23 protein-coding genes are annotated in these 23,094 nt (G+C 64.2%); 15 read left to right on the top strand and 8 right to left on the bottom strand.

The genetic code is table 11. From position 1 onward, the window contains the following. Positions 1–15 precede the first annotated feature (15 nt). Positions 16–1,041, top strand: coding sequence for a zinc-dependent alcohol dehydrogenase (locus ACXJKC_RS11555; RefSeq protein WP_456696865.1), 1,026 nt, complete (start codon positions 16–18; stop codon positions 1,039–1,041). 43 nt (positions 1,042–1,084) lie between these two features. Beyond that, the gene (locus ACXJKC_RS11550; protein WP_456696864.1) at positions 1,085–2,056 is read left to right on the top strand and encodes an acetylxylan esterase; all 972 of its coding nucleotides are present in this window, start codon (positions 1,085–1,087) and stop codon (positions 2,054–2,056) included. A 14-nt stretch (positions 2,057–2,070) separates the two neighbouring features. On the opposite strand, the gene ACXJKC_RS11545 is transcribed toward ACXJKC_RS11550, so the two are convergent. Then, the gene (locus ACXJKC_RS11545; RefSeq protein ID WP_456696863.1) at positions 2,071–3,246 is read right to left on the bottom strand and encodes an MFS transporter; all 1,176 of its coding nucleotides are present in this window, start codon (positions 3,244–3,246) and stop codon (positions 2,071–2,073) included. Positions 3,247–3,349: 103 nt separating this feature from the next. Continuing rightward, positions 3,350–3,661, bottom strand: a complete 312-nt coding sequence (locus tag ACXJKC_RS11540; RefSeq protein WP_456696862.1) for an ArsR/SmtB family transcription factor — start codon at positions 3,659–3,661, stop codon at positions 3,350–3,352. Between the two features lie 112 nt (positions 3,662–3,773). Between ACXJKC_RS11540 and ACXJKC_RS11535 the strand changes: the two genes are divergently transcribed. Continuing rightward, positions 3,774–4,166 carry a hypothetical protein gene (locus ACXJKC_RS11535; RefSeq protein ID WP_456696861.1) on the top strand — a complete coding sequence of 131 codons (393 nt, stop codon included), beginning with the start codon at positions 3,774–3,776 and terminating at the stop codon, positions 4,164–4,166. A 182-nt stretch (positions 4,167–4,348) separates the two neighbouring features. Beyond that, a complete protein-coding gene (locus ACXJKC_RS11530; protein ID WP_456696860.1) occupies positions 4,349–4,507 on the top strand; it encodes a hypothetical protein in 159 nt (52 codons plus the stop codon). A 9-nt stretch (positions 4,508–4,516) separates the two neighbouring features. On the opposite strand, the gene ACXJKC_RS11525 is transcribed toward ACXJKC_RS11530, so the two are convergent. Beyond that, positions 4,517–5,485 (bottom strand): GlxA family transcriptional regulator, encoded by a 969-nt coding sequence (locus ACXJKC_RS11525; protein WP_456696859.1) that lies wholly within the window; start codon positions 5,483–5,485, stop codon positions 4,517–4,519. A 96-nt stretch (positions 5,486–5,581) separates the two neighbouring features. Here ACXJKC_RS11525 and ACXJKC_RS11520 point away from each other — a divergent pair, with 96 nt between their 5' ends. Continuing rightward, positions 5,582–6,217, top strand: coding sequence for an isochorismatase family protein (locus tag ACXJKC_RS11520; RefSeq protein WP_456696858.1), 636 nt, complete (start codon positions 5,582–5,584; stop codon positions 6,215–6,217). Positions 6,218–6,245: 28 nt separating this feature from the next. Here the strand turns inward: ACXJKC_RS11520 and ACXJKC_RS11515 are convergent, their stop codons facing one another. Further along, positions 6,246–7,391, bottom strand: a complete 1,146-nt coding sequence (locus ACXJKC_RS11515) for a diguanylate cyclase (protein WP_456696857.1) — start codon at positions 7,389–7,391, stop codon at positions 6,246–6,248. A 195-nt stretch (positions 7,392–7,586) separates the two neighbouring features. Between ACXJKC_RS11515 and ACXJKC_RS11510 the strand changes: the two genes are divergently transcribed. Together ACXJKC_RS11510 and ACXJKC_RS11505 are read left to right on the top strand one after the other, a co-directional pair. After that, positions 7,587–7,895 carry a helix-turn-helix domain-containing protein gene (locus ACXJKC_RS11510; RefSeq protein ID WP_456696856.1) on the top strand — a complete coding sequence of 103 codons (309 nt, stop codon included), beginning with the start codon at positions 7,587–7,589 and terminating at the stop codon, positions 7,893–7,895. Continuing rightward, positions 7,892–9,079 carry a type II toxin-antitoxin system HipA family toxin gene (locus tag ACXJKC_RS11505; protein WP_456696855.1) on the top strand — a complete coding sequence of 396 codons (1,188 nt, stop codon included), beginning with the start codon at positions 7,892–7,894 and terminating at the stop codon, positions 9,077–9,079. The genes ACXJKC_RS11510 and ACXJKC_RS11505 overlap by 4 nt, the downstream gene beginning before the upstream one ends. 3 nt (positions 9,080–9,082) lie before the next feature. On the opposite strand, the gene ACXJKC_RS11500 is transcribed toward ACXJKC_RS11505, so the two are convergent. Next, on the bottom strand, positions 9,083–10,888 hold the full coding sequence (locus tag ACXJKC_RS11500) for an ABC transporter ATP-binding protein (protein ID WP_456696854.1): 1,806 nt from the start codon (positions 10,886–10,888) through the stop codon (positions 9,083–9,085). Beyond that, positions 10,881–12,572, bottom strand: a complete 1,692-nt coding sequence (locus ACXJKC_RS11495; RefSeq protein WP_456696853.1) for an ABC transporter transmembrane domain-containing protein — start codon at positions 12,570–12,572, stop codon at positions 10,881–10,883. Before ACXJKC_RS11495 ends, ACXJKC_RS11500 begins: the two co-directional genes overlap by 8 nt. 149 nt (positions 12,573–12,721) lie before the next feature. Between ACXJKC_RS11495 and ACXJKC_RS11490 the strand changes: the two genes are divergently transcribed. The 5 genes from ACXJKC_RS11490 to ACXJKC_RS11470 all read left to right on the top strand — a co-directional run bounded on the left by ACXJKC_RS11490 (position 12,722) and on the right by ACXJKC_RS11470 (position 17,654). Beyond that, the gene (locus ACXJKC_RS11490) at positions 12,722–13,513 is read left to right on the top strand and encodes a helix-turn-helix domain-containing protein (protein ID WP_456696852.1); all 792 of its coding nucleotides are present in this window, start codon (positions 12,722–12,724) and stop codon (positions 13,511–13,513) included. A 96-nt stretch (positions 13,514–13,609) separates the two neighbouring features. Continuing rightward, a complete protein-coding gene (locus ACXJKC_RS11485; RefSeq protein WP_456696851.1) occupies positions 13,610–14,692 on the top strand; it encodes an ABC transporter substrate-binding protein in 1,083 nt (360 codons plus the stop codon). Next, positions 14,689–15,756: a FecCD family ABC transporter permease gene (locus ACXJKC_RS11480; RefSeq protein ID WP_456696850.1), complete on the top strand. Its 1,068-nt coding sequence runs from the start codon at positions 14,689–14,691 to the stop codon at positions 15,754–15,756. Before ACXJKC_RS11485 ends, ACXJKC_RS11480 begins: the two co-directional genes overlap by 4 nt. Continuing rightward, complete coding sequence (locus ACXJKC_RS11475; RefSeq protein WP_456696849.1) at positions 15,753–16,805, top strand: FecCD family ABC transporter permease; 1,053 nt, start codon at positions 15,753–15,755, stop codon at positions 16,803–16,805. Before ACXJKC_RS11480 ends, ACXJKC_RS11475 begins: the two co-directional genes overlap by 4 nt. A gap of 3 nt (positions 16,806–16,808) precedes the next feature. Next, entirely contained in the window at positions 16,809–17,654 is an 846-nt protein-coding gene (locus ACXJKC_RS11470; RefSeq protein WP_456696848.1) for an ABC transporter ATP-binding protein, read from the top strand. On the opposite strand, the gene ACXJKC_RS11465 is transcribed toward ACXJKC_RS11470, so the two are convergent. After that, entirely contained in the window at positions 17,651–18,652 is a 1,002-nt protein-coding gene (locus ACXJKC_RS11465; RefSeq protein WP_456696847.1) for an NAD(P)H-dependent flavin oxidoreductase, read from the bottom strand. The genes ACXJKC_RS11470 and ACXJKC_RS11465 overlap by 4 nt on opposite strands. Before the next feature lie 173 nt (positions 18,653–18,825). Here ACXJKC_RS11465 and ACXJKC_RS11460 point away from each other — a divergent pair, with 173 nt between their 5' ends. The 3 genes from ACXJKC_RS11460 to ACXJKC_RS11450 all read left to right on the top strand — a co-directional run bounded on the left by ACXJKC_RS11460 (position 18,826) and on the right by ACXJKC_RS11450 (position 21,831). Further along, positions 18,826–19,233 carry a YciI family protein gene (locus ACXJKC_RS11460; protein ID WP_456696846.1) on the top strand — a complete coding sequence of 136 codons (408 nt, stop codon included), beginning with the start codon at positions 18,826–18,828 and terminating at the stop codon, positions 19,231–19,233. A gap of 3 nt (positions 19,234–19,236) precedes the next feature. After that, a complete protein-coding gene (locus tag ACXJKC_RS11455) occupies positions 19,237–20,379 on the top strand; it encodes an RNA polymerase sigma factor (protein ID WP_456696845.1) in 1,143 nt (380 codons plus the stop codon). Positions 20,380–20,490: 111 nt separating this feature from the next. Further along, entirely contained in the window at positions 20,491–21,831 is a 1,341-nt protein-coding gene (locus ACXJKC_RS11450; protein ID WP_456696844.1) for a hypothetical protein, read from the top strand. 26 nt (positions 21,832–21,857) lie between these two features. Here ACXJKC_RS11450 and ACXJKC_RS11445 read toward each other — a convergent pair whose 3' ends face one another. Next, positions 21,858–23,087 carry an NAD(P)/FAD-dependent oxidoreductase gene (locus ACXJKC_RS11445; protein ID WP_456696843.1) on the bottom strand — a complete coding sequence of 410 codons (1,230 nt, stop codon included), beginning with the start codon at positions 23,085–23,087 and terminating at the stop codon, positions 21,858–21,860. Positions 23,088–23,094: the final 7 nt, after the last annotated feature.

Raw genomic sequence — 23,094 nt, 5'->3', positions numbered from 1 at the left:
CATCCAGGAGACTCAATGAAGGCGCTCGTACTACAGGAGTTCGGTTCCATGAAGGTTGAGGATCGCGCAGTGCCGGCCTGCGCCGACGGCGACGTACTTGTTCGCGTTGTCGCCACTGGAATCTGCGGATCTGATCTACATGGGTACACGGGAGCAAACGGGCGGCGTCACCCCGGCCAGGTGATGGGCCACGAGACTGTGGGCATCGTGACCGAGAAGGGGGATTCGACAGAGGGGCGCATCGAGGTCGGTCAGCTCGTGACGATCAATCCGGTCGTTTCGTGCGGATCATGCGTCAAGTGCGAAGCGGGTGAGGAAAACGCTTGCGACGCAAAATATGTCATCGGCGTCGATCCGACCGTATCGGCCGCATTCGCTGAGTACGTGGTCGCTCCCGCCGGCAATGTCGTCTCGCTCGGAGGGTTGATCGACCCTGCGCTGGGAGCCTTGGTTGAGCCTTGTGCGGTCGGGGTTCATGCGGCGAACAAATTGGGAGATGCCCAAGCCGTCCTCGTCATCGGAGGCGGACCGGTCGGTCAGGCTGTTGCGCTCGCGGCCGCCAGGCGTGATGCGAATGTCCTCGTCAGTGAGCCTTCGCCCGAGCGCCGAGCGATTTGCCAGGAGGTTGGGCTCGCAACGTTCGATCCTTCCGAGGAGTCGATCGTCGACGCGGCCATCCGAGAGTTCGGACGTCTGGCTGACGGCGTGGTCGATGCAGTCGGCACCTCGTCGAGCCTCAACGATGCCCTCACCGCGTCATCGCCCGGAAGCGTGATCGTCCTTGTCGGAATGGGGAGTCCGGAGTTGTCGGTCTCGGCCTATTCCATCACCACGGCAGAGCGGAGCGTCGTCGGCGCCTTCTCGTACTCGGCAGCCGAGTTCCGCGAGGCCGCCGAATGGGTGTCGAGCAATCCGGCCGGCCTGTCCACGCTGATCGGAAAACGAGTGCCTGCGGCGGAAGGGCCCCAAGCGTTCGCCGATCTCGCCGATTCCGGCGCGCTCGCCGGCAAGGTACTCGTCGAGTTCAGCAGCGTCGAGTAGCAGTTGGTCGATCCCCGCCCCTACGAACTGATCTGGAGTTCACATGCCGTTCGACATGACAATTGACGAGCTCACTTCGTACCATCCTGCCGTCAGCGAGCCGCATGATTTCGACGCGTTTTGGAATCGTTCGCTGCAAGAAGCCGCACGTCATCCGCTGAATTCGGTTTTCGAACCCTTCGACTCAGGGCTCAGTGAATTCGAGGTCTTCGACGTCCAATTCGCCGGTTGGGATGGCAACGCGATCAAAGGCTGGCTGATCCTGCCTTCGCGTCCGTCGGATGGACCCCGACCTCTGGTGGTCTCCTATATCGGGTACGGCAGCGGGCGTGGATTTCCCCATCAGTGGTTGCCGTTCGCGGGAGCTGGGTGGGCGGTCATGGTGATGGACACCCGCGGGCAGGGTTCAGAAGACCTTCCTGGCGCGACCGCTGACGGGGCGCCTGGTCGCAATCCGCAAGTACCGGGCTTCGTGACGAACGGAATCCTGAATGAGGACCACTATTACTATCGACGCCTGCTCGTCGATGCCGTGCGTGCGGTTGACTGCGCAAGAGCCTTCCCAGGCATGGCAGAGTCCGCGGTTGTGGTCCATGGGGTGAGCCAGGGGGGCGGCATCGCCCTTGCGGTATCCGCTCTACGGGACGACCTCGCTGGTGCTTTTGTGGATGTCCCGTTCATGACTCAGTGGGAGCGCGGGGTCGACATGGCCGAGTCCGGTCCGTATCTGGAGATCAACAACTACCTTGCAACGCATCGCGATCACGATGACCGGGTATTCGGCACGCTCTCATATTTTGACGGTGTCAATTTTGCGAAGCGCTCGCAGACGCGGACCCGGTACTCGGTGGCGCTGAACGACCGGGTCTGCCCGCCGTCCACAGTCTTCGCGGCCTACAACCATCACGCAGGCGAACGAGAAATGCGTATATGGCGATTCAACGGGCACGAAGGAGGAGAGGGCTTCAACGTCGTTGAGCAGCTGCAATGGCTTCGTGACTTGGGGTTGACCTGACTCGCGGCCGGAGCCTATGCCGGAACTCTCACTCGGTTCTCTCGGCGAGTCCGCCCGAGCGACACCCGCGCCATCACCGACGCCAGCGCGAGCGCGGCGAACAGTGCTCCGGCCCAGACCAATTGGCGTGTCCCCAGGTGTGAGAGAAGCAGACCTCCGGTCGCTGTTCCGAGCGTGATCCCCAGATTCGAGAATGAAATGAAAAGGCTGTTGCCGAACTCGGGTGCATCGGCTGAATCTCGTCCCATCCAGCTTTGCGAGACGACCAGTCCACCGGAATGCACGATGCCCCAAAGAAGCACGGCAACAGTCATCGCGGCGAAGTGCGGACCCGCCAGATAGAGCAGCACGTACATCACGATGTACAGCAATGGGAAAGCCAGTACGGTTCGTACCATGCTCTTGCCGAGCATCGCCCCGAAGGTGAAGTTTCCGAAGATCATCACGACGCCGAAAGCCAAGAGCATCGCGCTGATCCACGACCCGCTCATTCTGGTGACTTCGCCGAGGTATTCGGCGAAGTATCCGTAGACCGAGAACATTGCGGCAAAGACAAACGTGACGGAAAGAATCGTCAACCACACGTGTGGGCGGCGGAGTATCCCGACCTGTGCGCCGTACGACGTCCGCTGTGTCACGGGCGTCGAAGGTAGAAGTACCAGGATCCCGAAGAACGCAAGAACGTTGACCACGGCACCGAAAGCGAATGCCGTCGACACCGAGAAGTGCTCGGCCAAGTAGGACGTCAACGGCACGCCGAAGGCGAATCCCACTGTGACGCCGGCAAATACCTTGGTGACCGCAGCAGTCGCTTGCTCCGGAGGCACCAGACGAACCGCACTCGCGAGCGCGACGGCGAAGAAGACCGGATGGACCACGGCGGGGATGATCCGGAACGCGAACATCACCTCGAAACTCGATGTGCTCGCATACACCAGATTGGAAACCGCGAAGACTGCGATCGCCACCAGCAGCACGGTCTTCCTTTTGATCCCCGAAGTGAAAAGTGTCGTGAACGGACCGGTCAGCGCCACGACAAGCGCGAACACGGCGACCAGCCATCCTGCATCGGAGGCGGTGATTGCGAACTTCTCGCTGACCTGAGGCAGGACTCCGATGATCCCCATCTCCGTGGTGATGATCCCGAATACACCCAAGGCCAGAACGGGAATCAACAATTTCGACTTCACAACACACTCCTCGTCGCCCCGCACAGGAGGCATATCAGATAGATATCTAGATATGTAGATATGATTGATGAAAAAAAGACATCCTCGGGGAAAGTCCTGACCGTCACAGTCTTTCGCGAACGAATTCCCGAAACTCAGCGATCGCGGATTCGTTCCGCCGGTAGTACGTCCACTTCCCGATGCGTTCGGACTCGAGCAGGCCTGCATCCTTCATGCCCTGCAGGTATCCGGAGATCACCGACTGTGCTAGTCCGGACCGCAGTTGAATATCGCCAACGCAGACTCCGATATGGAAACCGAGTTCCTGCTGTGTGTACGAATCCTCGTCGAAGTACTTCGCCGGATGCGCCAGCCACTCCATGATCTGCAGGCGGGTGGGGTTGGACAGCGCCTTGAAGATCGCCAATGCATCCATCGAACACACCCCGTCCCTCGCCGACCCGAACACATCTAACTTTATAGATATGATCGGCGAAGTCAAATGGGTTCGTCTCCCAGCCGTACCTGCGTCGCGCTAGGGTTTTGTTGTGGCTCAGACACTCCCGATATTCGACGGCTTGAGGGCCGTCCTGGCGGCCGATGTTGCCGAGGTGGGGGCACATCTGTTCGTGGGGTGCTTCGGTACAGGCGGGTCGCGGCGCGGCAGGGGCAATGGTCGCGTGGTGTACGCCAGCGATCTGATTCAGCCTCTGGCCGACTTGGGCGGATTCGGCCCCCAGGTCGGATTGCGCGGTTCCGCCGAGGTGCGGGAGCAGACACAGATCGTGGGCAGAGAGTGCATCGCGCTGTGGAAGTTCGCGCTGTTCGTTGATTCGGACACCGATGGTCGAATCGCCTTGTTGCGTCATGGCACGGCGGCGCTTGAGGCCCCGGCGCCTTTCGATGCGGCCCTGGCGGCGCTGGTCGCGGTGCGCCCCTAGGGAGCGCGCCGCGACTCACCGCCGACTCTCAACCAACGGCTAGTCGGACGCCAGCTCGTCTCGAATCCCTGATGCCGGAACGGGCGTAGCGAGGTCTTGGTGACTGAGGAACGCGACGAGTGGGTACGTGCAAACCAGGCGCGGGTACAGGCTCGCCCTCACGTGAATGCCGAGGAGCTCTCATGACGCAGACACCACCCGAACCGGACTTCCCAGACCCCAACACGTTGGTGCAGCCGGGGACCAAGCCAGCGCCCCCGACCGACGAGCCGACGCCGGACGATTCGCCGGACGAGCCGCTCAGGGACGATGCGGGCGATATCGTCCCCGACGTCGATTGACGCCGGTCGTCACTGGCCAGCAGCTGAGTGGTCAGTTTCCACCGCGAATCGGCGACGGTACGACGTGGGAGTCGTGCCGTAGGCATCGCCGAACCGTTGACGGAACGTCACACTGCTGGCGAAACCGCTGCGCATGGCGACCGTGTCGATCGAGAGGGTCGAGCGCTCCAGCAGCCGGCGGGACTCGTCGAGGCGCTGGGTCATCAGCCACCGAGCCGGGCTCGAGCCGGTGGCCTCGGTGAAGCGTCGCGTGAAGTTGCGCTTGCTCATGCGGGCGTGGGTCGCCATGGCGTCGACCGTGATCGGCTGATCCAGGTTTCCGAGAACCCACTCGATCGTGTCGCCGAGCTGACCGACACCGTCAGCCTCCGGCATGGGCCGCGAGATGTACTGCGCCTGGCCGCCGTCTCTGTGCGGGGCGACGACGAGGTGCCTGGCCAGTGTCGATGCGGCGTCCGAACCGAGTTCCCGGCGGACGATGTACAGGCAGGCATCGATCGCAGAGGCAGTCCCGGCAGACGTCAACATGTCGCCGTGGTCCACATAGATCGCGTCGGCGTTGACGTGCACGGCGGGATGAAGGGTCGACATCTGCTCGGCCGCGCCCCAATGGGTGACGACTGCTCGCCCGTCGAGCAGGCTTGAACCGGCCAGCGGAAAGGCTCCCAGGCACAGGCCGGCCAGGCGTGCGCCTCGCCGAGCAGCGTCGTCGATGGCCGTCGACACGTCCCGGTCGGCCGGACGTAGATCGGCATGCCATGACGGGAAGACCAGAAGATCGGCATCGCGCGCGGCATCCGGACTCTGGAGGTCGTCGAGGGTCACGCCCTCGGCCGTTGTGACCCGAGCCTCGGAACTCCACACGAAGGTCTGCCAAGACGGGTCGAGACCAAGGCGTCTCACCTCGTTGAAGACGGTCGTCGGGACTGACAGATGGAACAAACTCATCTGGTCGAAGGCGTGGATCGCAATCTTCATCGTTTGTCTTGAAACCATCGAAAGTCGGCATTTGTGCCACTCACGTTAGTGCCGTGAGGAGGACAGTATGGGAGGCCCCCCTTCAAGGAGATCACCGTGAAAGCCAAGCGCCGCGCCCTCATCGTCGTCGACGTCCAGAATGAGTACTTCGACGGCATCCTGCAGATCCAGTACCCGCCACGCGACGCGACCTTGATCAATGTCACGCGAGCCATCGACGTCGCGGTCGAGCTCGACCTGCCGGTGGTCGTGCTGCAGCACGAAATGCCGGAGGGGGCACCCGTGTTCGCGGTCAACTCGCCCAGTTGGTCGCTGCACCCGGAGATCGAGCGGCGGATGAAGCCCGAGTTCAAGCTGGCGTCGAAGGTCTATGGGAGTGCGTTCACCGGAGACGGCGTAGGGCAGTGGCTGGCCGAGAATCACGTCGACACGATCACGATCGTGGGTTACATGACGAACAACTGCGACATCGCGACGGCCGTCGACGCGGAAAGCCGGGGTATCGGCGCGGAAGTCCTGTCCGACGCTTCCGGTGCCATCCACTTGTCGAACGAGGCCGGGAGCGTCTCGGCTGAGCAACTCCACCACACCTTGATGGTTCTCCTGAACTCCAACTTCGCCGCGGTCGCGACCACCGACTCGTGGGTCGAGGCCGCCCGAGCAGGCACCGAGCTGCCGAAGAGCGACCTGGGTACCTCGGCCATGCAGGGGCGTGCCGAGTTCGGCGGCTGACCGTCCGGTGCGTCGTTCACCCCAGAGGTCAATGACGCCGGTCAGACCACGTGATGTCGTCGCGGCCGCGGTCCTTGCGTGCGTACATCTGCGCATCGGCCTCGGCGACCCAAGCATGCCAGTCGTCTCCGTGGCAGGCCGCGGTCCCGATGCTGACAGAGATCGCGACGTGTCTGTTGTCGGAGATCGCGATGGGCGATGCCGCACATGAAGTTTCGAGGTCGACGGCGATCTGTGCCACGTCAGCGGGCGCGATTCCGCGCAGGAGGCCGACGAACTCATCACCGCCCCACCGGCCGAGCATCAGCCGCGGATCGTGTTCGCGTAGCCGTTGGGCAACCGTGGCCAGCACGTGGTCGCCCACCAGGTGACCGAAGTTGTCATTGACCCCTTTGAACCGGTCGATGTCGATGACGAAGACATGACATAGGTCGGGACGGTGGCTCACGAGCTGGGAGAGGCGCTGCTCGATCGAACGTCTGCTCAGCACCCCTGTCACGTGGTCGTTCGGATCGAAGGCCTGGGCCAGATCCGGATCGCGATGCCCCAGACCGCCGCGATGGGCCGCGAAGGCGTAGGCGATCAGGGCGATCGCCGCGAATGCCTGGCTCACCCGGATCTGCAGGACCTGGACCGTGCAGGTCGCGATCACCAGGAAGATGACCAGCGCGGCGAAGCGGCGCATCCAGGGCGAGGGATCAGATGTCCGACGACTCATCTCCATCGCAGTACTGCCGAGGAGCACGAAGCAGAACAAGACGTGGAATCCGAACCCCCAGGCGTACTCGATGTGGGTGCTCGTGAGGCTTTTGGACACCAGATGGTGCTGGTCGTTCGTCACGGTCAGGATCGAGAACGTCGAGGTCTCCGCGGCGATGGCGATCAACAGCCAGCGGCTCGGACGCCAGGTGGGGTCGTTCGCGACTTTGGCCAGCATGTAGATCGCAGCTGCGGTCAGGGTCACCGATGGAAGCCAGACCACCCGGAACGCGAAGGAGTCACCAGACTCGACGAGCAGGGTGAGTCCGATCGCCCAGAGCGTGCAGGACGCGATCCCGAACAGCAGAACCCGGCCGACGAACGACGTGCGGTCACGGGTCCAGGACCATATGCCGACGCAGATCAATGGCGTCGTGCCAGCGATCAGCGTGATCAGGAGAAGGGAGTCAGACATGCTCAACGTCCGGGAGTGGGGGAGTTGCTACTCAGACTAGGTGCGGTGAGACCTCTGTGGGTGGTGTTCGGGGTGAGTTTGGCCTCATATGAAGGAACTCCGCGACGATGTACTCGTCATGCCCTTTGAATTGAGAGGACGTTGACATCTGATTATATACTATAGTCAGACGTCAACGTTTGGTTAGGATCCTTGATGCGCACTCGCACCCCTCGACGCGTGTCTGCCGCTTCGGCGCGGCTCGGTGAAAACGTGCGTACGTGGCGCAAGCTCTTGAATTTGACGGCTGAAGAGCTTGCAGACCGAGCTGGCATCTCTGCTCCCGCGTTGCGCCGCATCGAGTCGGGCAACCCAGGAGTCTCGTTCGAGACGGTCGCACGCGTTCTGCTCATCCTCGGCCAGCTGGAGTCTGTGATTCGAGAGACGGATCCGTATGAGACCGATCTTGGTCGGGCGCAAGCCAGTCGGGCGCTTCCGCAGAGAGTGCGTAGGAGCGTCGTATGAGTGACGTCGAGGTCTACTTCGATCAGGAGTTGGTTGGTCAGCTTACGGTTGGGGACGGTATCCGTCCGACTGTGCGGTTTCAGTACGACTCCTCGTGGCTGAGTCGACCCGGGGCATTTCCGATCGATCCGGAGCTGTCGTTGAGTGGTGCGCCGTTTGTTCGTGCCGGGTCGTTGTTCGGTGCGATGCGAGACTCTGCGCCTGATGAGTGGGGACGCGGCCTGCTTGCGCGATCCGCGAAGGGCAGGCCTCTGAGCGAGTCGGACTACTTGCTCGGTGTTCGTGACGATGCGCGGCAGGGAGCTTTGCGGTACCGCAGTGGCGATGGTCGGTGGATGACGTCGGCGTCGCCAGTGCCGGTCCTGATGGACCTTCCTGCACTGCAAAAGGCGGCACGTGAGGCCGAGGACGGAAGCGCGCCGCCGCTACGAGAGCTGGCGGCTGCGGGTGCCGGCACCGGGGGTGCGCGTCCGAAGGTCGTCGTGAGCGACAACTCGGAGCTGTGGATCGCGAAGTTCGCTCGTCGAGGTGATGAGATTCAGACGGAGTCGGCTGAATTCGTAGTGGCGCAGCTTGCGCGACGTGCCGGTGTAGAGATGAGCGAGACGAGGCTGGAGCGTCATGGTCTGGAGCCGATGCTTTTGACCAAGCGGTTTGATCGCGATGGGAGTCGCCGTTTCGGGTACTTGTCGGCGCTCAGCCTGTTGGAGCACGCGGTCGGACCGTCGCGGGCCGGCGTGTATGACTACTTGGACCTCGCCGATGTTCTGGCTGAATGGTCGGCTCAGCCCACCAAGGACCTGCATCAGCTGTGGCGCAGGGTCGCTTTCGGGGCGATCGTGCGGAACACCGATGACCACATGCGCAACCATGCATTTATCGGTGGGCCGGGTGGGTGGCGTCTCTCGCCGGCTTACGACATCAATACTGATGTGCGGTCGTGGGTCCCATTTGTCACGGCCATCAACGACGAGGTGGCTGACGGTCGACTTGCAGCGTTGTTGGACACGGTGGACTACTTCCGTATGGACATCGCGATGGGTCGTCAGATGATTGCGGAGATTGTTGCGGCAACCCGGACTGTCGAGGAGCTGGTGGACGAGCGGATTCCTGCCGAAACTTGGGCACGAGTCATCCAGGTGGTCTCCGACGGGACACGCGCGGCAACCGCCTTTCTCGACTGACGTCTAGCCGTCGACCTCGCCAGCGCGATGTCCCGACCAAGCCCGCCAGAGTTCCGCGTAGTGCCCGCCGCGGGCGAGCAACTCATCGTGCGGACCGTCCTCGATCACGACACCCCGCTCCATGACGAGGATCCGGTCGCCGCGAGCAGCCTGGCTCAACCGATGGGCGACCGTCACCGCGGTGCGGCCACGTGCGACGCTCAGCGCTGCTCGCTCGAGTACATGTGACGACATCGAACCGTCTTCGGCGGTCGCTTCATCCAGGACGACGACGGGCACGTCCGTGAGAAGGGCCCGCACCAGCGCGAGGTGCTGGGCGCGGTCGCCGGTGAGACCGAGGCCGCCATTACCTACTGGCGTCGCGAGTCCGTCAGGAAGTGTGGCGATCCACTCGGCGCCGGCGATCGAGAGCGCGTCGTGCAATGTCTGATCGCTGGCCTCAGGAGCTACGAGACGAAGGTTGTCGGCGATCGTGCCGGAGAAGACATGCACGTCCTGGCTGATGAGCACACTGCTGCGACCGAGTCCCGGTGTGCCGTGACTCGAACCGTAGAGCGCTCCGTTCCACCTCACAGTTCCGGCGGTGGGTTCGAGACTGCCGGCGATGACGCGGGCCAGCGTCGTCTTGCCTGCTCCGCTCGCACCCACGAGTGTCACGTGCTCGCCTTCGCGGATGTGCAGGTCCAGCCCTGACAGCACGTTCTCACCGGGCAGGTATCCGGCGCTGATGCCGTTCAACACGATGCCGGTCCGGGATTCGCTCGCGTCTGGAGCGGCTGCTCGGTTGTCGTCACGTGCGGCCGCACCGTCGATGATGCCGACGAGTCGTGCGAGCCCGGCACCGGCCAGCTGAAGGTCGTCGACGTTCATGAGGACCACGCCGATGGGTCCGAACAGCCGGTGGAAGAACAGCGCAGCTGCGGTAGCCGCGCCGACGGTGACGGTGTCATTTCCGACCAGCCAGTAGCCGACTCCGAGGATCGAGCACAGTCCGATCAGCTCGGCGATGTTGAGCCGTCCTTGGAAGCGGGTCCGGACCACGACGGTCGACAGCACGAGGCCGATCGCCTTGATCGAAGAACGGCCGATGCGCGTGATGTGCTGACTTGTGTGGCCTAGCGCGCGTACGGTGTCGGCGCCTGCGGTGGCTTCGAGGAGATGCTGTCCGCGGTCCGATTCAGCGACTCGGACTTCGCGGTACAGCGGTCCCGAGGCACGCAAGAACCGGCGGAGTGCGAACCAGTGGATGGGCGTGGTCAACAGGGCCACGAGGGCGAAGCGGGGGTCGATCGCGCCCAGGCCCACCATGGTCAGCGCGATCGTGAACGCCGCCGAGACGAACGTCGGCAGGATCGACCCGATCGCCTCGTTGACGACTTCGACGTCGTGCGAGACCCGTGACAGGAGATCGCCCGATCCAGCGCGCTCCAAGGTCTCGGACGGTTGAGCCGTCGCGGTCGCGAAGACCTCTTCACGAAGGTCGGCGAGTCCGTACTGGCCGATGTGCGCCATGGCGACTGTGCTCGCGCCGCTGAGGAGAGCCGAGAGAAGGGCAGCTGCGAGCAGTGCGGCGGCACCCCACGCCAGGGTGCTGGCCGCTTGGCCGCGGTCGACGACATCGACCATCCACCCCAGGAGAGCCGGAACCGCGAGCCCGGCTGCCGATCCCGCGAGCAAGGTCGCGACCGTGAGCCCGAGCAGTGTTCTGTTGCGGCCGAAGACGCGCCGTGCATGACGCCAGGTCGTCCTGGTGTCCGCGACGGGCAGGCTGTGGGTGGCGGGTCGATCGGCGATCTGGTTCTCAGGCACTGGTTGTTCCCGTCAGGTGGCTGAGGTTTGCCGTGTCGCTGTCGAGGTCGATGACGTCATGACAGATGTTCAACAAAGCAGGACTCGTCGTGATCAGCAGCATCGTGCGTCCTTGTAGTCGGCCCAGGGACTCGGCGATGCGCGACTCGGTGACCGAGTCGACCGCAGAAGTCGGTTCGTGCAACACCAGGAACTCCTGCTGCTGATGCAGTGCCCGGCCGAGCAGTAGACGTTGGCGCTGTCCACCTGACAGGGTTCGGCCGTGCTCGCCGATCGTCGAGTCGAGGCCGTGCGGAAGGTGTTCGAGGACCTCGTCGAGTGCTGAGGCGCGGACGAGTGCCTTGTCCACCGAGTCTGTGGCGAGATTGGCACGGACGCTGGTCGAGAAGACCGCAGCGCCGTGATCGGACACGAAGACCTGGCGGGCGAGCTGTTCAGGTCCGAGGTCGAGCGCATCGCGTCCCCGCACCGTCAGCTCTCCACGAGCCAGTGGGCGACGGTAGGCGAGCAGCTCGACGAGGTGGCGAGCCGCGCTCGGACCGGCCACGATTCCCACGACGCGACCAGTCTCGACGTCCAAGGAGATCGACTGGCCGTCGTTTGTCTGCGTGAGGATCGTGACCAGGCGATCACCATCGCCGTCGAGCTGCATCGACGCCTGTTCCTCGGCGCCCTGGTCGAGGTCGTTGTCCTCGGCCAGGAGCCCTGCGAGGCGACCGGCCACTGCTCGCTTCTCGCGCACTTCGGCGCTGAGGAAGGCGAGAGCCGTCATCGGATCCTTGATGAACTGCGCGAGCCCGACCACCGTGATGAGCTGACCGACACTGATCGTGCCGTGGGCGGCCATCGACGAGGAAAGCCAGGCGATGGCGGCCACGAACGCACCGGAGAGTCCCAGTGAGACGCCGTTGAACAACGCCCTGGCCCTGACCATCGACATCGAGGCGTCCACCGACGAACGACTGACGCGGTGGTATCGGGTCGAGGCGATGTCGACCGCGCCGACGCCTTTGAGCACCCGGAGCCCGGCGATCAGATCTGCTGCGACGTGGGACGCCTCGGCGGCCGAGGCCTGCTGATGTAGGGCACGTCGCTCCAGCGGGGTCGTGATGAGGTGCATCGCGGCCATGAATGCCGCCGTCGCCACGACGACGGTGACTCCGAGTGGCCACGAGATCAGCAGCAGGGAGACCGTGGCGGTCAGCAGAGCTGCGAATGCACTGAGTTGTTCGATGATGACCCATGAAAGGCCTGCGGTGTGCCGGGTGTCGGATGTGGAGATGCTCAGCACCCGTCCAGGACCACGGCCGGTACCGCTGTGCAGCGGATGCAGGACCTTGGCGGCCAACAGCTGTCGCAAGGAGTGCTCGCCATGGCTGAACACACTGGTACTGAGTCTGGTTCCCATTCGCCAGCTGGTCGTGAGGACCACGAAGAGGGCCGTGATTCCGGCCAGGCACCACACCAGAGCGCTCGCATCGTGCGGAGCGATGGCGTGATCGACCGTCACCCCGATCGCCACCGGCACGAGCGCTTCGGCGATCTGATGGAGTATCCGTGACCCGGCGGCGACGCCGAGCCTGCGCCCCCGGCCCTCGCGGAATGAGGCGTGCAGCAGCGCCTGCCCAGGAGTCGTCGGGACGCTATGCCCGGCGCTAGGGCGGTCACGTTCGGCAGAGGACATGCCAGGGAGCCTAAGGAGTGCCCAGCCAGGCGGAAAGGACGTCAGTAGACAACTTGTATCGGGTTTGGGACACAGGTGGACGGCGACCCGATAAGCAACCTCCGACTTCCGCAAACTAAGGTAAGCCTTACAGAACTGGAGGTCGTGTTGTGACGCTTGTGGCTGATCCGACGCATCTGGCCTATGACCTGACCGGTCCGCGGGCGGTGCCGGCGTCGTTCCTGCTCACGACAGGTGTGTACGAGCCGGTTGAGATGACGCGATGGCTGCCGCACAGTCATGAGGAACATGAACTGATCTGGTCCGAGCGAGGCTTGGTCACGATGTTCGTCGACGACCGCCTGTGGACCGTGCCCCCGGGGATGGGGCTGTGGATTCCCCGCGGGGTGGTGCACGAGGGCAGCGTGGAGGGGAACGTCGCATTCCGGGCGACCTTCTTCACGCCCGAGACCTGGACCCGTGGTTGGACCCAGCCGGTGGCCGTGAAGGTCAACACAGCTGTGCAGCAACTCTTGGTGCATTTGGCGAGAACCGGGATGCCCCGTGACGAGAGACTTCGCGCCCAGCAGGTGTGTATCGACATGCTGACGCTGGCCGAGACCTTCGACATCGATGTGCCGATCCCGCGCGATCCGCGGATGCGCGCGTTGGTCGACAGCGTGCTGGCGGATCCGTCGGACGACCGTTCGCTCGAGCAGTGGGCCAGCAGGCTCAACCTCAGTTCGCGCACCATCACCCGGGCCTTTTCCGCTGAATTGGCGATGAGTTTCGCGCAATGGCGCCGACTCGTGCGAATGCGCTCGGCTCTCGGGTTGCTCGCGGACGGAATGAGCGTGAGCGCGGTGGCCCGCCGGGTCGGTTACGGCACCACGAGCGCGTTCGTGGCCGCTTTTCGAACCGTCGTCGGATGCACGCCCGGGGATCTTCGCGCCAGTGCCTGAGTGTCCTAAATGCGATATCGGCTGTCCGCACAGCAGCGGTGGCGGACCATAGGTTGGATGTTAGGTAATCCTTCCCTTTGTTGAAACAGGAGTCTCATGTTCCGCACGCGCCTTCCACACCTTCGGACACATGAACGAAAGCGCGGAGTCACGGCATTAGTGCTCGTTGCGATGGTCGCGCTCGGTGCGTGCTCGCAAGGTTCGGCCAGCGATTCAGACGGCGCGGCGACGTCGGCGAACAAGTCGGAGAAGGGCGCCTTCCCCGCGACGATCAAACATGCGTTCGGCGAGACGACGATCAAGTCCGAACCCCAGAGGATCCTGACGATGGACGCGGAGTCCACCGACACGGCGCTCGCGCTGGGAGTCGTGCCGACCTCGATCGCCGCCCAGGACTTCGGCGGTGACAAGGAGGGCTATCTGCCCTGGACCCGCAAAGCCTTGGACGCCCTGACCGACACCCCGCCCAAGACCGATGTGTTCTTCTCCGAGACAGGTGAAGTGGACTTCGAGCACATCCTCGATCTGGCGCCCGACGTGATCTTGGCGCCGTACTCCGGATTCTCCAAAGAGGAGTACGAACGCCTGAGCGAGATCGCACCGACGGTGCCGTTTGACTACAAGCCCTGGCAGCCCAGCTCGTGGCAGAACATGACGACGAGCGTCGGCCAGGCACTCGGGCGTCCGGCACGTGCCGCCGAACTCATCACGGAGGCCGAGGCCAAGGCAGCGCAGGTCGCGGTCGACAACCCCGAGTTCAAAGACGTGAGCTTCATCTTCGGGACGTACATGCGTGACGGCGAGACCCAAACGGCGATCTACAGCCCGGCCGATCCGCGGGTCAAGTTCGTCGAGGATCTCGGTCTGACGATTGCCCCCGACGTGCTGGCAGGAGCGAAGAAGGACAAGAGTGGTTCCTTCACCTTCGGAGTGAGCCTTGAAGAGCTCGACACCGTCAATGCCGACATCTACATCGGCTGGGCCGGCGAGCAGGCCGATATCGACCGCAGCGTCAACAACCCACTGTTCGCCGCATGGGAGCCCATCAAGAAGGGCAAGGATCTGTGGTTCACAGATGATCGGCTCACCTCCGCGACAATGCACGTCAGCGTGCTCAGCATGCCGTGGGCCATCGATGAGCTCGTGCCGCAGCTGACGGAAGTCATCGCGCGTCCATGAGCATCCGGGCGGAGGCCGTCCGGCCTCCGCAGCAGGCAGGCTCGGAGGCGCGGCGCGGTCTGGTCAAGACACGCAGAACGCGGACATTCGGGCTCCTGATCGCGGTGGGCGTCCTAGCGCTCACCGCGATCGCGAGCATCATGATCGGTGCCCGAGGACTCTCGGTCGGCACAGTGTTGGGTGCGCTGGGCGGCTCTGACGGGTCGACCGAGCACCTCATCATCTGGGAGCTGCGGATACCCCGCACTGTCGTGGGGCTGGTGGTCGGTCCGGCGCTCGGTCTCTCGGGTGCGCTCATCCAGGCATTCACCCGCAATCCGCTCGCCGATCCCGGGATCCTCGGCGTCAACGCGGGAGCGGGATTCTTCGTGACTCTCGCTGTCGGGGTCCTCGGTCTGACGTCGGTCGGCGCGTACGTGTGGTTCGCGCTGCTCGGCGCGGCCGTCGTGACAGTGTTGGTCTACCTGATCGGATCGGTCGGCAGAGGCGGGGCCACTCCGGTGCGCATGACGCTGGCCGGTGTCGCGATGAGCGCTGTTCTCGGGGGTATCGCATCGGGCATCAGCCTGAAGAATCCTTCTGCGTTCGACAGCATGAGGTTCTGGGGTGCAGGTTCGATCGGCGGACGCTCGTGGGACATCATCGCGGTGATCAGCCCGATCCTGCTGGTGGGTGTCGTGCTGGCCTTCGCGGTGGCCAAACCCCTCAACGCCCTCGCGATGGGCGATGACGTCGGACGGTCGCTGGGTGCCAGCGTCGCGAGCACCCGGGTGCTCGTCGTCCTGGCCGTCACGCTGCTCGCCGGTGGTGCGACGGCCCTTGCGGGTCCGATCGGATTCGTGGGTCTGATGGTGCCGCACATCGTGCGCTGGTTCGTGGGCCCCGATCAACGCTGGATCTTCGCCTACACGCTGGTCGTCGCGCCGATCCTGCTCCTGGCCGCTGACATCCTCGGACGCGTCATCCTGCCCGGTGGGGAATTGCGGGTCGGACTCGTCACCGCCGTCGTCGGCGCCCCGATCCTGATCCTCTTGGCACGGCGTCAGTCGGTGAGCGGACTGTGACGGCGCCCAAGGTTGTCGACAACGGCCGTCCTCAGTGGGTACTGCGCCGACGGAACCCCGCGATCTCGTTGCGATTCGACCGTCGTGCGACCGTCGTCGGCCTTGTCATCATCGGCTTGGTCGTCGCGGTCGGGATCTACACCCTGTCGACGGGGGCGTCGGCCACCCCGATCCGCGATGTCTTCTCCGCCCTGGTCGGACGCGGCGACCACCGAACGCAGATGCTGGTCGTCGAATGGCGACTGCCGCGTCTGCTGTTCGCGGTGTTCTGCGGCATCGCCCTCGGAATGAGCGGTGCCCTCTTCCAATCGTTGACCCGCAACCCCTTGGGCAGCCCCGACATCATCGGCTTCTCGGCCGGTTCCTACACCGGAGCGCTGTTCGTCATGCTCGTCGCCGGGAGTGTGGGCTATCGCGATATCGCCGCGGGTGCGCTGATCGGCGGAATCCTGACCGCGGCGCTCGTCTACGGACTGTCCTACCGCGGCGGCGTGGAGGGCTTCCGGCTGATCATCATGGGTATCGGCGTCAGCGCGGTCCTCGGTTCGGTCAATTCCTATCTGATGCTCAAGGCCGATCTGCCGGATGCGATGGTCGCGGCCGCATGGGGTGCAGGTTCGCTCAACGGGCTCGGCTTCGACCAGTTCTGGCCCATGTTCGGGATACTCGTCCTGCTCGTGCCGCTGACCTTGATGCTCGGACCCGCCATGCGTCAGCTCGAAATGGGCGACGATGCCGCGAAGGCGCTGGGACTGCGCACCGAACCGTATCGATTGGCCGCGGTCGTGGTCGGCGTCGCGCTGACCGCTTTGGTGACCGCGGCGGCCGGACCTATTTCCTTCATCGCCCTTGCTGCTCCGCAGATCGCCCGCCGGATCACTCGTGCTCCCGGGGTCGGTCTGATCCCCGCAGGCGTTGTGGGCGCGCTGCTGCTGGCAGGTGCGGACGTCATCTCGATCGGGATCCAGCTACCGGTCGGCATCATCACCGTCTCGATCGGCGGCAGTTATCTGATCTGGCTCCTCATCGGCGAGTACCGGAGGCGATAAGACATGGACCAACTCCTGGAAGGTGCAGTTGTGCACACCTTGACCGAACCCCCATCCGTCATCGCGGACTCCACTGATCTGCGTGCCGAGCGGGTGACGATCGGCTACGACAAGCGCATCATCTCCGAAGAACTCAGCGTCAGTATCCCGCCGGGTTCGTTCACCGTCATCATCGGACCCAACGCGTGCGGCAAGTCCACCCTGCTGCGGGCTCTGTCGCGTCTCCTGCCACCGCAGGCAGGATCTGTTCTCCTGGACGGTAAGGAGATCTCGCAGTATCGGGCCAAAGAAGTGGCTCGCCGTATCGGGCTGCTGCCGCAGACCTCGATCTCGCCTGACGGCATCTCGGTGGCCGATCTGGTCGGTCGCGGACGATATCCGCACCAGAAGCTGCTGCAGCAATGGTCGGAGCAGGACGAGATCGCCGTCGCGCAGGCGCTGGAGGCGACGCACCTGACAGATCTGTCGTCGCGGCTGGTCGACGAACTTTCCGGCGGTCAACGTCAACGCGTCTGGGTGGCGATGGTCCTGGCGCAGCAGACCCCGCTCCTGCTGCTCGACGAACCCACCACCTTCCTCGACATCGCGCATCAGATCGAGCTCATGGAGCTCTTCCGCGGGCTTCATGCCGACGGACACACTCTGGTCGCGGTGCTTCATGACCTGAATCATGCGGCCCGGTATGCAACACACCTGATCGCGATGAAGGGCGGTCAAGTGGTCGCCGAGGGGCCGCCCGAGGAGGTCGTCACAGCGCAGACCGTCTCCGACGTGTTCGGGATCGAGTCGGTCGTGATCGCCGATCCGGTGACGGGCGGCCCCTTGGTGGTCCCGTACATGGCGGTCTAGAGCTGCGAAGCCAGTCGCATCAGTATCTGGCCGACCGGTCCGGTGGTGGCGTCGGCGAAGCCAGTCCCGGCCCAGAGATGCACGCGTTCGGCGTCGCCCGATGCGGTCGCGGCCTTGCGGATCGGCCCGGTCAGGTGGTGCACGGCCGGGTAGCCGCTCGGAGCGACGTCGGAGTATGTGTCGGTGAAGCGATTGCGCAGGGCACGGGCCGGACGACCCGTGAACGCGCGGGTCACGACCGTCGTGGTCGAGGCCGGATCGGCGAGCGCTGCCTTGTGGACGGGCGATGCGCCACTCTCGTCAGATCGGAGCAGGACGGTTCCGACCGAGACGGCCACGGCGCCGGCGCCCATCGCCGCGGTGACCTGCTCTGGCCGACTGATGCCGCCCGCACCGATGACGGGTAGCGACACGGCTGCGCTGATCTGGCCGATCAGTTCGAGCAGGGGGATCGAGGGCGGAATAGCGTCGGGCGTCAAGGTTCCCGAATGGCCGCCCGCGGCAGATGCCTGGACCGCGAGAACGTCCACTCCGCCTTCGGCGGCTTGCTGCGCTTCGACTGCGGAGGTCACAGTCTGCACAGTCATGGTCCCGGCCTTCTTCAACGAAGCGATGACGGTCGGTGATGGGATGCCGAACGTGAAGCTGACGACGGGCACCGGATCGGCGAGGAGAATCGCGATCTTCTCGTTCCAAAGATCGTCGTCCTCGCGCAGCCCGATCGCGTCGAGCGAGATTCCATAGGCATCCGCTTCGGGCTGGATCAGGCGGGAGTACGCGCGGAAATCCGCCGCCGATATCGGGACAGGGTTCGGTGCGAACAGGTTGACGCCGAACGGGACGCCGGCTTCGCGCACCGTCTGGATCTGCCCTGCCAGAGCTTCGACGTCCTTGAAGCCCGCGGCGAGGAAACCGAGGTTCCCTGCGCGTCCGGCCCCGATGACGAACTCAGGTGTCGATGCGCCGCCGGCCATGGGGGCTGCGAGCACGGGACTCATAATCCCAAGATCTGTCAGTAGAGAGTTTGAAGCGGTCGTCTCCATGTAGCCAAACGTAGCGCTGTCGCTCTACGCAAAAAGACTTCGGTAACTATGTCGAGAACCCGCGTCCGGTTCCGTCCCAGGTGTGAACGCGACCAGAATGGGTCGTACCAGCACTGAGGAGAATCATCATGGCCAAGTACCTGTTGCTCAAGCACTATCGCGGCGCCCCGGATGCGGTGAACAACGTGCCGATGGACAAGTGGACGCCCGACGAGATCTCGAATCACGTGCAGTACATGCAGGATTTTGCCGACCGGCTCGAGAAGAGCGGCGAGTTTGTCGACGGTCAGGCTTTGGCACCTGAGGGTTCATGGGTCCGCTACGACGGCGAGGGCCGTCCACCGGTCACCGACGGGCCGTTCGCCGAGACCAAAGATCTGATCGCGGGTTGGATGATCATCGACGTCGACAACCACGATCGTGCTGTCGAGCTGGCCGGAGAACTGTCGGCAGCACCGGGCGCGGGAGGCAAGCCGATCCACGAGTGGCTCGAGCTGCGCCCGTTCCTGACGGAGCCGCCGACCATCACGGAGTGACGTATGGACGAGCTCCTGATCCGGAGCCTCACGCCGAGTGTGCTGGGCATCCTCGTCCGCCGCGGAGCTGACTTCGCGGCGGCCGAGGACGCTGTGCAGGATGCACTGGTCGAGGCGATCCGCGTCTGGCCGGCAGACCCGCCGCGCGACCCGAAGGGTTGGCTGGTCACGGTCGCCTGGCGTCGGTTCATCGATGCGAACCGCTCCGACACGGCTCGGCGCCGCCGCGAGGATCTGGTTGACGATGAACCCGCTGCCGGGCCGGTCTCGGGTCGTGACGACACGTTGCAGTTGTACTTCCTGTGCGCCCATCCGTCGTTGACGCCGTCATCGGCGGTCGCCCTGACGCTTCGAGCGGTCGGGGGTCTGACGACCAAGCAGATTGCCGAGGCGTACCTGGTGCCGGAGGCGACGATGGCGCAGCGCATCTCCCGAGCCAAAAGAACCGTGTCGGAGGTGAGATTCGACCAGTCCGGCGACGTGTCGACTGTCCTGCGCGTTCTCTACCTGGTTTTCAACGAGGGATACTCCGGCGACGTCGACCTGGCCGCCGAGGCTATCCGTCTCACCCGGCAGCTCGTCGGCGTGATCGACCATCCCGAAGTGGCTGGGCTGCTTGCGTTGATGCTGCTGCACCACGCGCGGCGCCCGGCACGTGTGGCTGCCGATGGCAGCCTGATCCCGCTCGCGGAGCAGCACCGAGGGCTGTGGGACACCGTTCTGATCGCCGAGGGCATCGGCATCTTGCAGGCCGCTCTGGCCCGCGACCGGATGGGGGAGTTCCAGGTCCAGGCCGCGATCGCTGCGCTGCACGCCGACGCACAGTCCACAGAAGAAACCGACTGGGTGCAGATCGTCGAGTGGTACGACGAGCTGGTCGCCCTGACCGGCAGTCCCATCGTCCGCCTCAACCGGGTCGTGGCCGTCGGTGAGGCGGACGGTCCCCTTGCGGGGTTGGCGGCGCTCAGAGAACTCGACGACTCGCTGCCTCGCTACGCCGCGGTGGCTGCCTATCTCCACGAGCGCGATGGCGATGTGGCCAATGCCGCGGCGCTGTACGCCCAGGCGGCCCTCAACTCGACCAATCTGGCCGAGCGCGATCACCTCACGAGGCAGGCCGCGCGGCTCAACGCCCGTCTCGGGTGACGAGAAGATGGATTCCGGGCACCCAGAGATCGGCGAAGATCGAGAAACTGCCTTCTGTGCCTCCAGGACGCTCTAGTGTGACGTTCAGTTACACCTAGCGCGGAGGGCATAGTGAGCGAAGAAACATGGCATCAGGCTCGACTGATTCCAACATCGGGCATCAGCGGTGCTCCAGAACAGGAGCGACGAGCCACTTCGGCGCTGCTCGCTGTTCTCAGCATCGTGCCTGACTTCAGCAAAGCCCTCTTGGCGGGGGTCGGGGCCTCTGCCGGCAAGGTCGGCACTTATATCGAGGTGCCATTTGAGCTCGGCGAGCAACGGGTCTACCCCGACGGTTTGATTCGCGTGAAACGAGGCGCGCGCGAGTGGACGGCACTTGTCGAGGTGAAAACAGGCAAGAACGTTCTCGAGGCGCCTCAACTCGAAAACTACCTCGACATCGCCCGTACTAATGCCTTCGACGCCTTGATCACGATCAGCAATGAGATCCCGCCGATTCCCGGTCAGCACCCGACCGTTGTGGACAAACGAAAGCTGCGCAAGGTTGCGATCCACCATTGGTCTTGGTCCTATGTGCTGGCAACCGCGATCGTGCAAAAAGAGCATCGAGGCGTTTCCGATCCGGAGCAGGCCTGGATCCTCGGCGAGCTGATTCGATACTTGGAGCATGAGCGATCGGGCGCGCTCGACTTGGACGACATGGGACCGAACTGGGTCGCGGTTCGCGAGGCAGTGGCGGCTGGAACGCTGCGGGCGAATGACAAGACGGCCCCCGAGATCGTCTCCCGTTTCGACGCACTACTCAGATACGCGAGTCTGCGGCTCGGGCAGCACCTCGGCACTGATGTGACCCCACTCTTGACGCGTCAAGAGGTTGCCAATCCGGCCTCTCGCGTGCAATCGCTGGTCTCCTCGTTGGTTCAAACCGGGGAGATGTCCGGCGCGATCCGCATTCCGAACGCCGTAGCACCAGTCAACGTCGTCGCCGACCTTCGAGGTAACCGCGTCACGTGTTACGTCGATGTCGGCGCGCCGCAAGAAGGTCGTCAGACGACGCGCGTCAATTGGGTTCTTCGCCAACTCAAGGAAGCACGTCCGGACATTCGAGTCGAGTCCTTTGCTGCCCGAGCGCGAGGGGCAGGCTCGGCAGAGCTCCTGGCGGATGTGCGTGAGGACCCGCGGCTCCTCGCCCCGGACCCTAAACGTGATATCCGATCCTTCCGCATAGCACTCTCTGTTCCAGCCGGTTCAAAGCGGGGTCGCGGAAGAGGTGCGTTCATCGATTCGGTGCTCGACACGTTGGACTCGTTCTACGGGGAAGTGGTGCAGCACATCAAGCCTTGGTCCGCCGCGCCTCCCAAACTGCGAGAAGCGGATCGCAATGAGGACGTTGATGCCGAGCTTGTTTCGACGGATCTCTCGTCTCAAGACGGGCCGGAGACCGACGACTGAGCGACCCGCCTGGGGCCGGTTCGCGGTCAAGCTGAGGTAGGGCCGAGGGGGATGGCGGTGTCGGCCAGACGTTTCGGATCCGCCTTCGAGCCGATGAGGGCGCGCAGATCGTCGTTGACATCCCAGATGTTGACGTTCATGGCGGCGGTCACGATGCCTTCGCGCAGCCAGAAGGCGATGAATTCTCCGGTGTCACGGTCACCGCGGACGACCACGTCATCGTCTGGGGAGCCTCGGCCGACGTACTCCATGCCGAGGTCGAACTGGTCGGTGTAGAAGTACGGCTGCCAGTCATAGGCGACGTCGTGACCGCGCATCGATCTAGCGGCCAGACGACCCTGACGGATCGCGTTGTCCCAGTGTTCGACCCGCAGTGAGATGTCCCATGCGGTGTTGTGGGCGTTGGCGACATCGCCGGCAGCGAATACCGTCGGATCGCTGGTCTGCAGTCGTTCATCGACCCGGATGCCGTTGTCGACGGCCAATCCGGCAGCTTCGGCGAGTTCGACGTTCGGCGTGATACCGACCCCGATGATCACCATGTCGGCCGGGATCGAGGTGTCGCCGAGCCGGACCGCTGACACCTGGCCTTCGGTGAGCTCCAGGCCCGTGACCGCGACATCGGTACGCAGATCGACACCGTTGCGGCGATGCAGGTCGGCGAAGTAACCGGCCATATCGTCACCGAGAACACGCTGCAGGGGTAGGGGCTCGGCCTCGAGCACTGTGACGTCCAAGCCGGCGGCCCGGGCGGCCGCGGCTGTCTCCAGCCCGATCCATCCGGCACCGATGACGACCAGCGATTCAGCTGTCGTGAACGCGGCGCGGATGCGATCGCTGTCCGCGAGCCGGCGCAGCATGAAGACGCCGGGAGCGTCCGCCCCCGGCAGGTCGAGCATGCGGGGTGTGGCTCCTGTCGCGAACAGCAGCTGCTGGTATTCGACGACCTCCCCGGAGTCGAGCGTGACGGTATGCGCACGGCGATCAACCGACAGGGCCTTCTGCCCGAATCGGGTGTCGATCGCCTGATCGGCATACCAGTCGGGCGAATGCACGAACACGTCTTCGAGTGCGGTGCTGCCCTGCAGATAGCCCTTCGACAAGGGCGGACGTTCATACGGCCGCTCGACCTCATCGCCGATCAACGTGATGGCGCCCTCGAAGCCTTCATCCCTCAGCGCTTCGACAGCCTTCGCGGCCGTCAGCCCCGCGCCGATCACGACGACCCGGTGATCGATCATTACGGAATCTGTCATGGCCCCT

The organism is Aeromicrobium sp. P5_D10 (assembly GCF_054049535.1).
The sequence above is the reverse complement of the archived record's forward strand: the minus strand, read 5'-3'. Positions and strand labels throughout refer to the sequence as shown.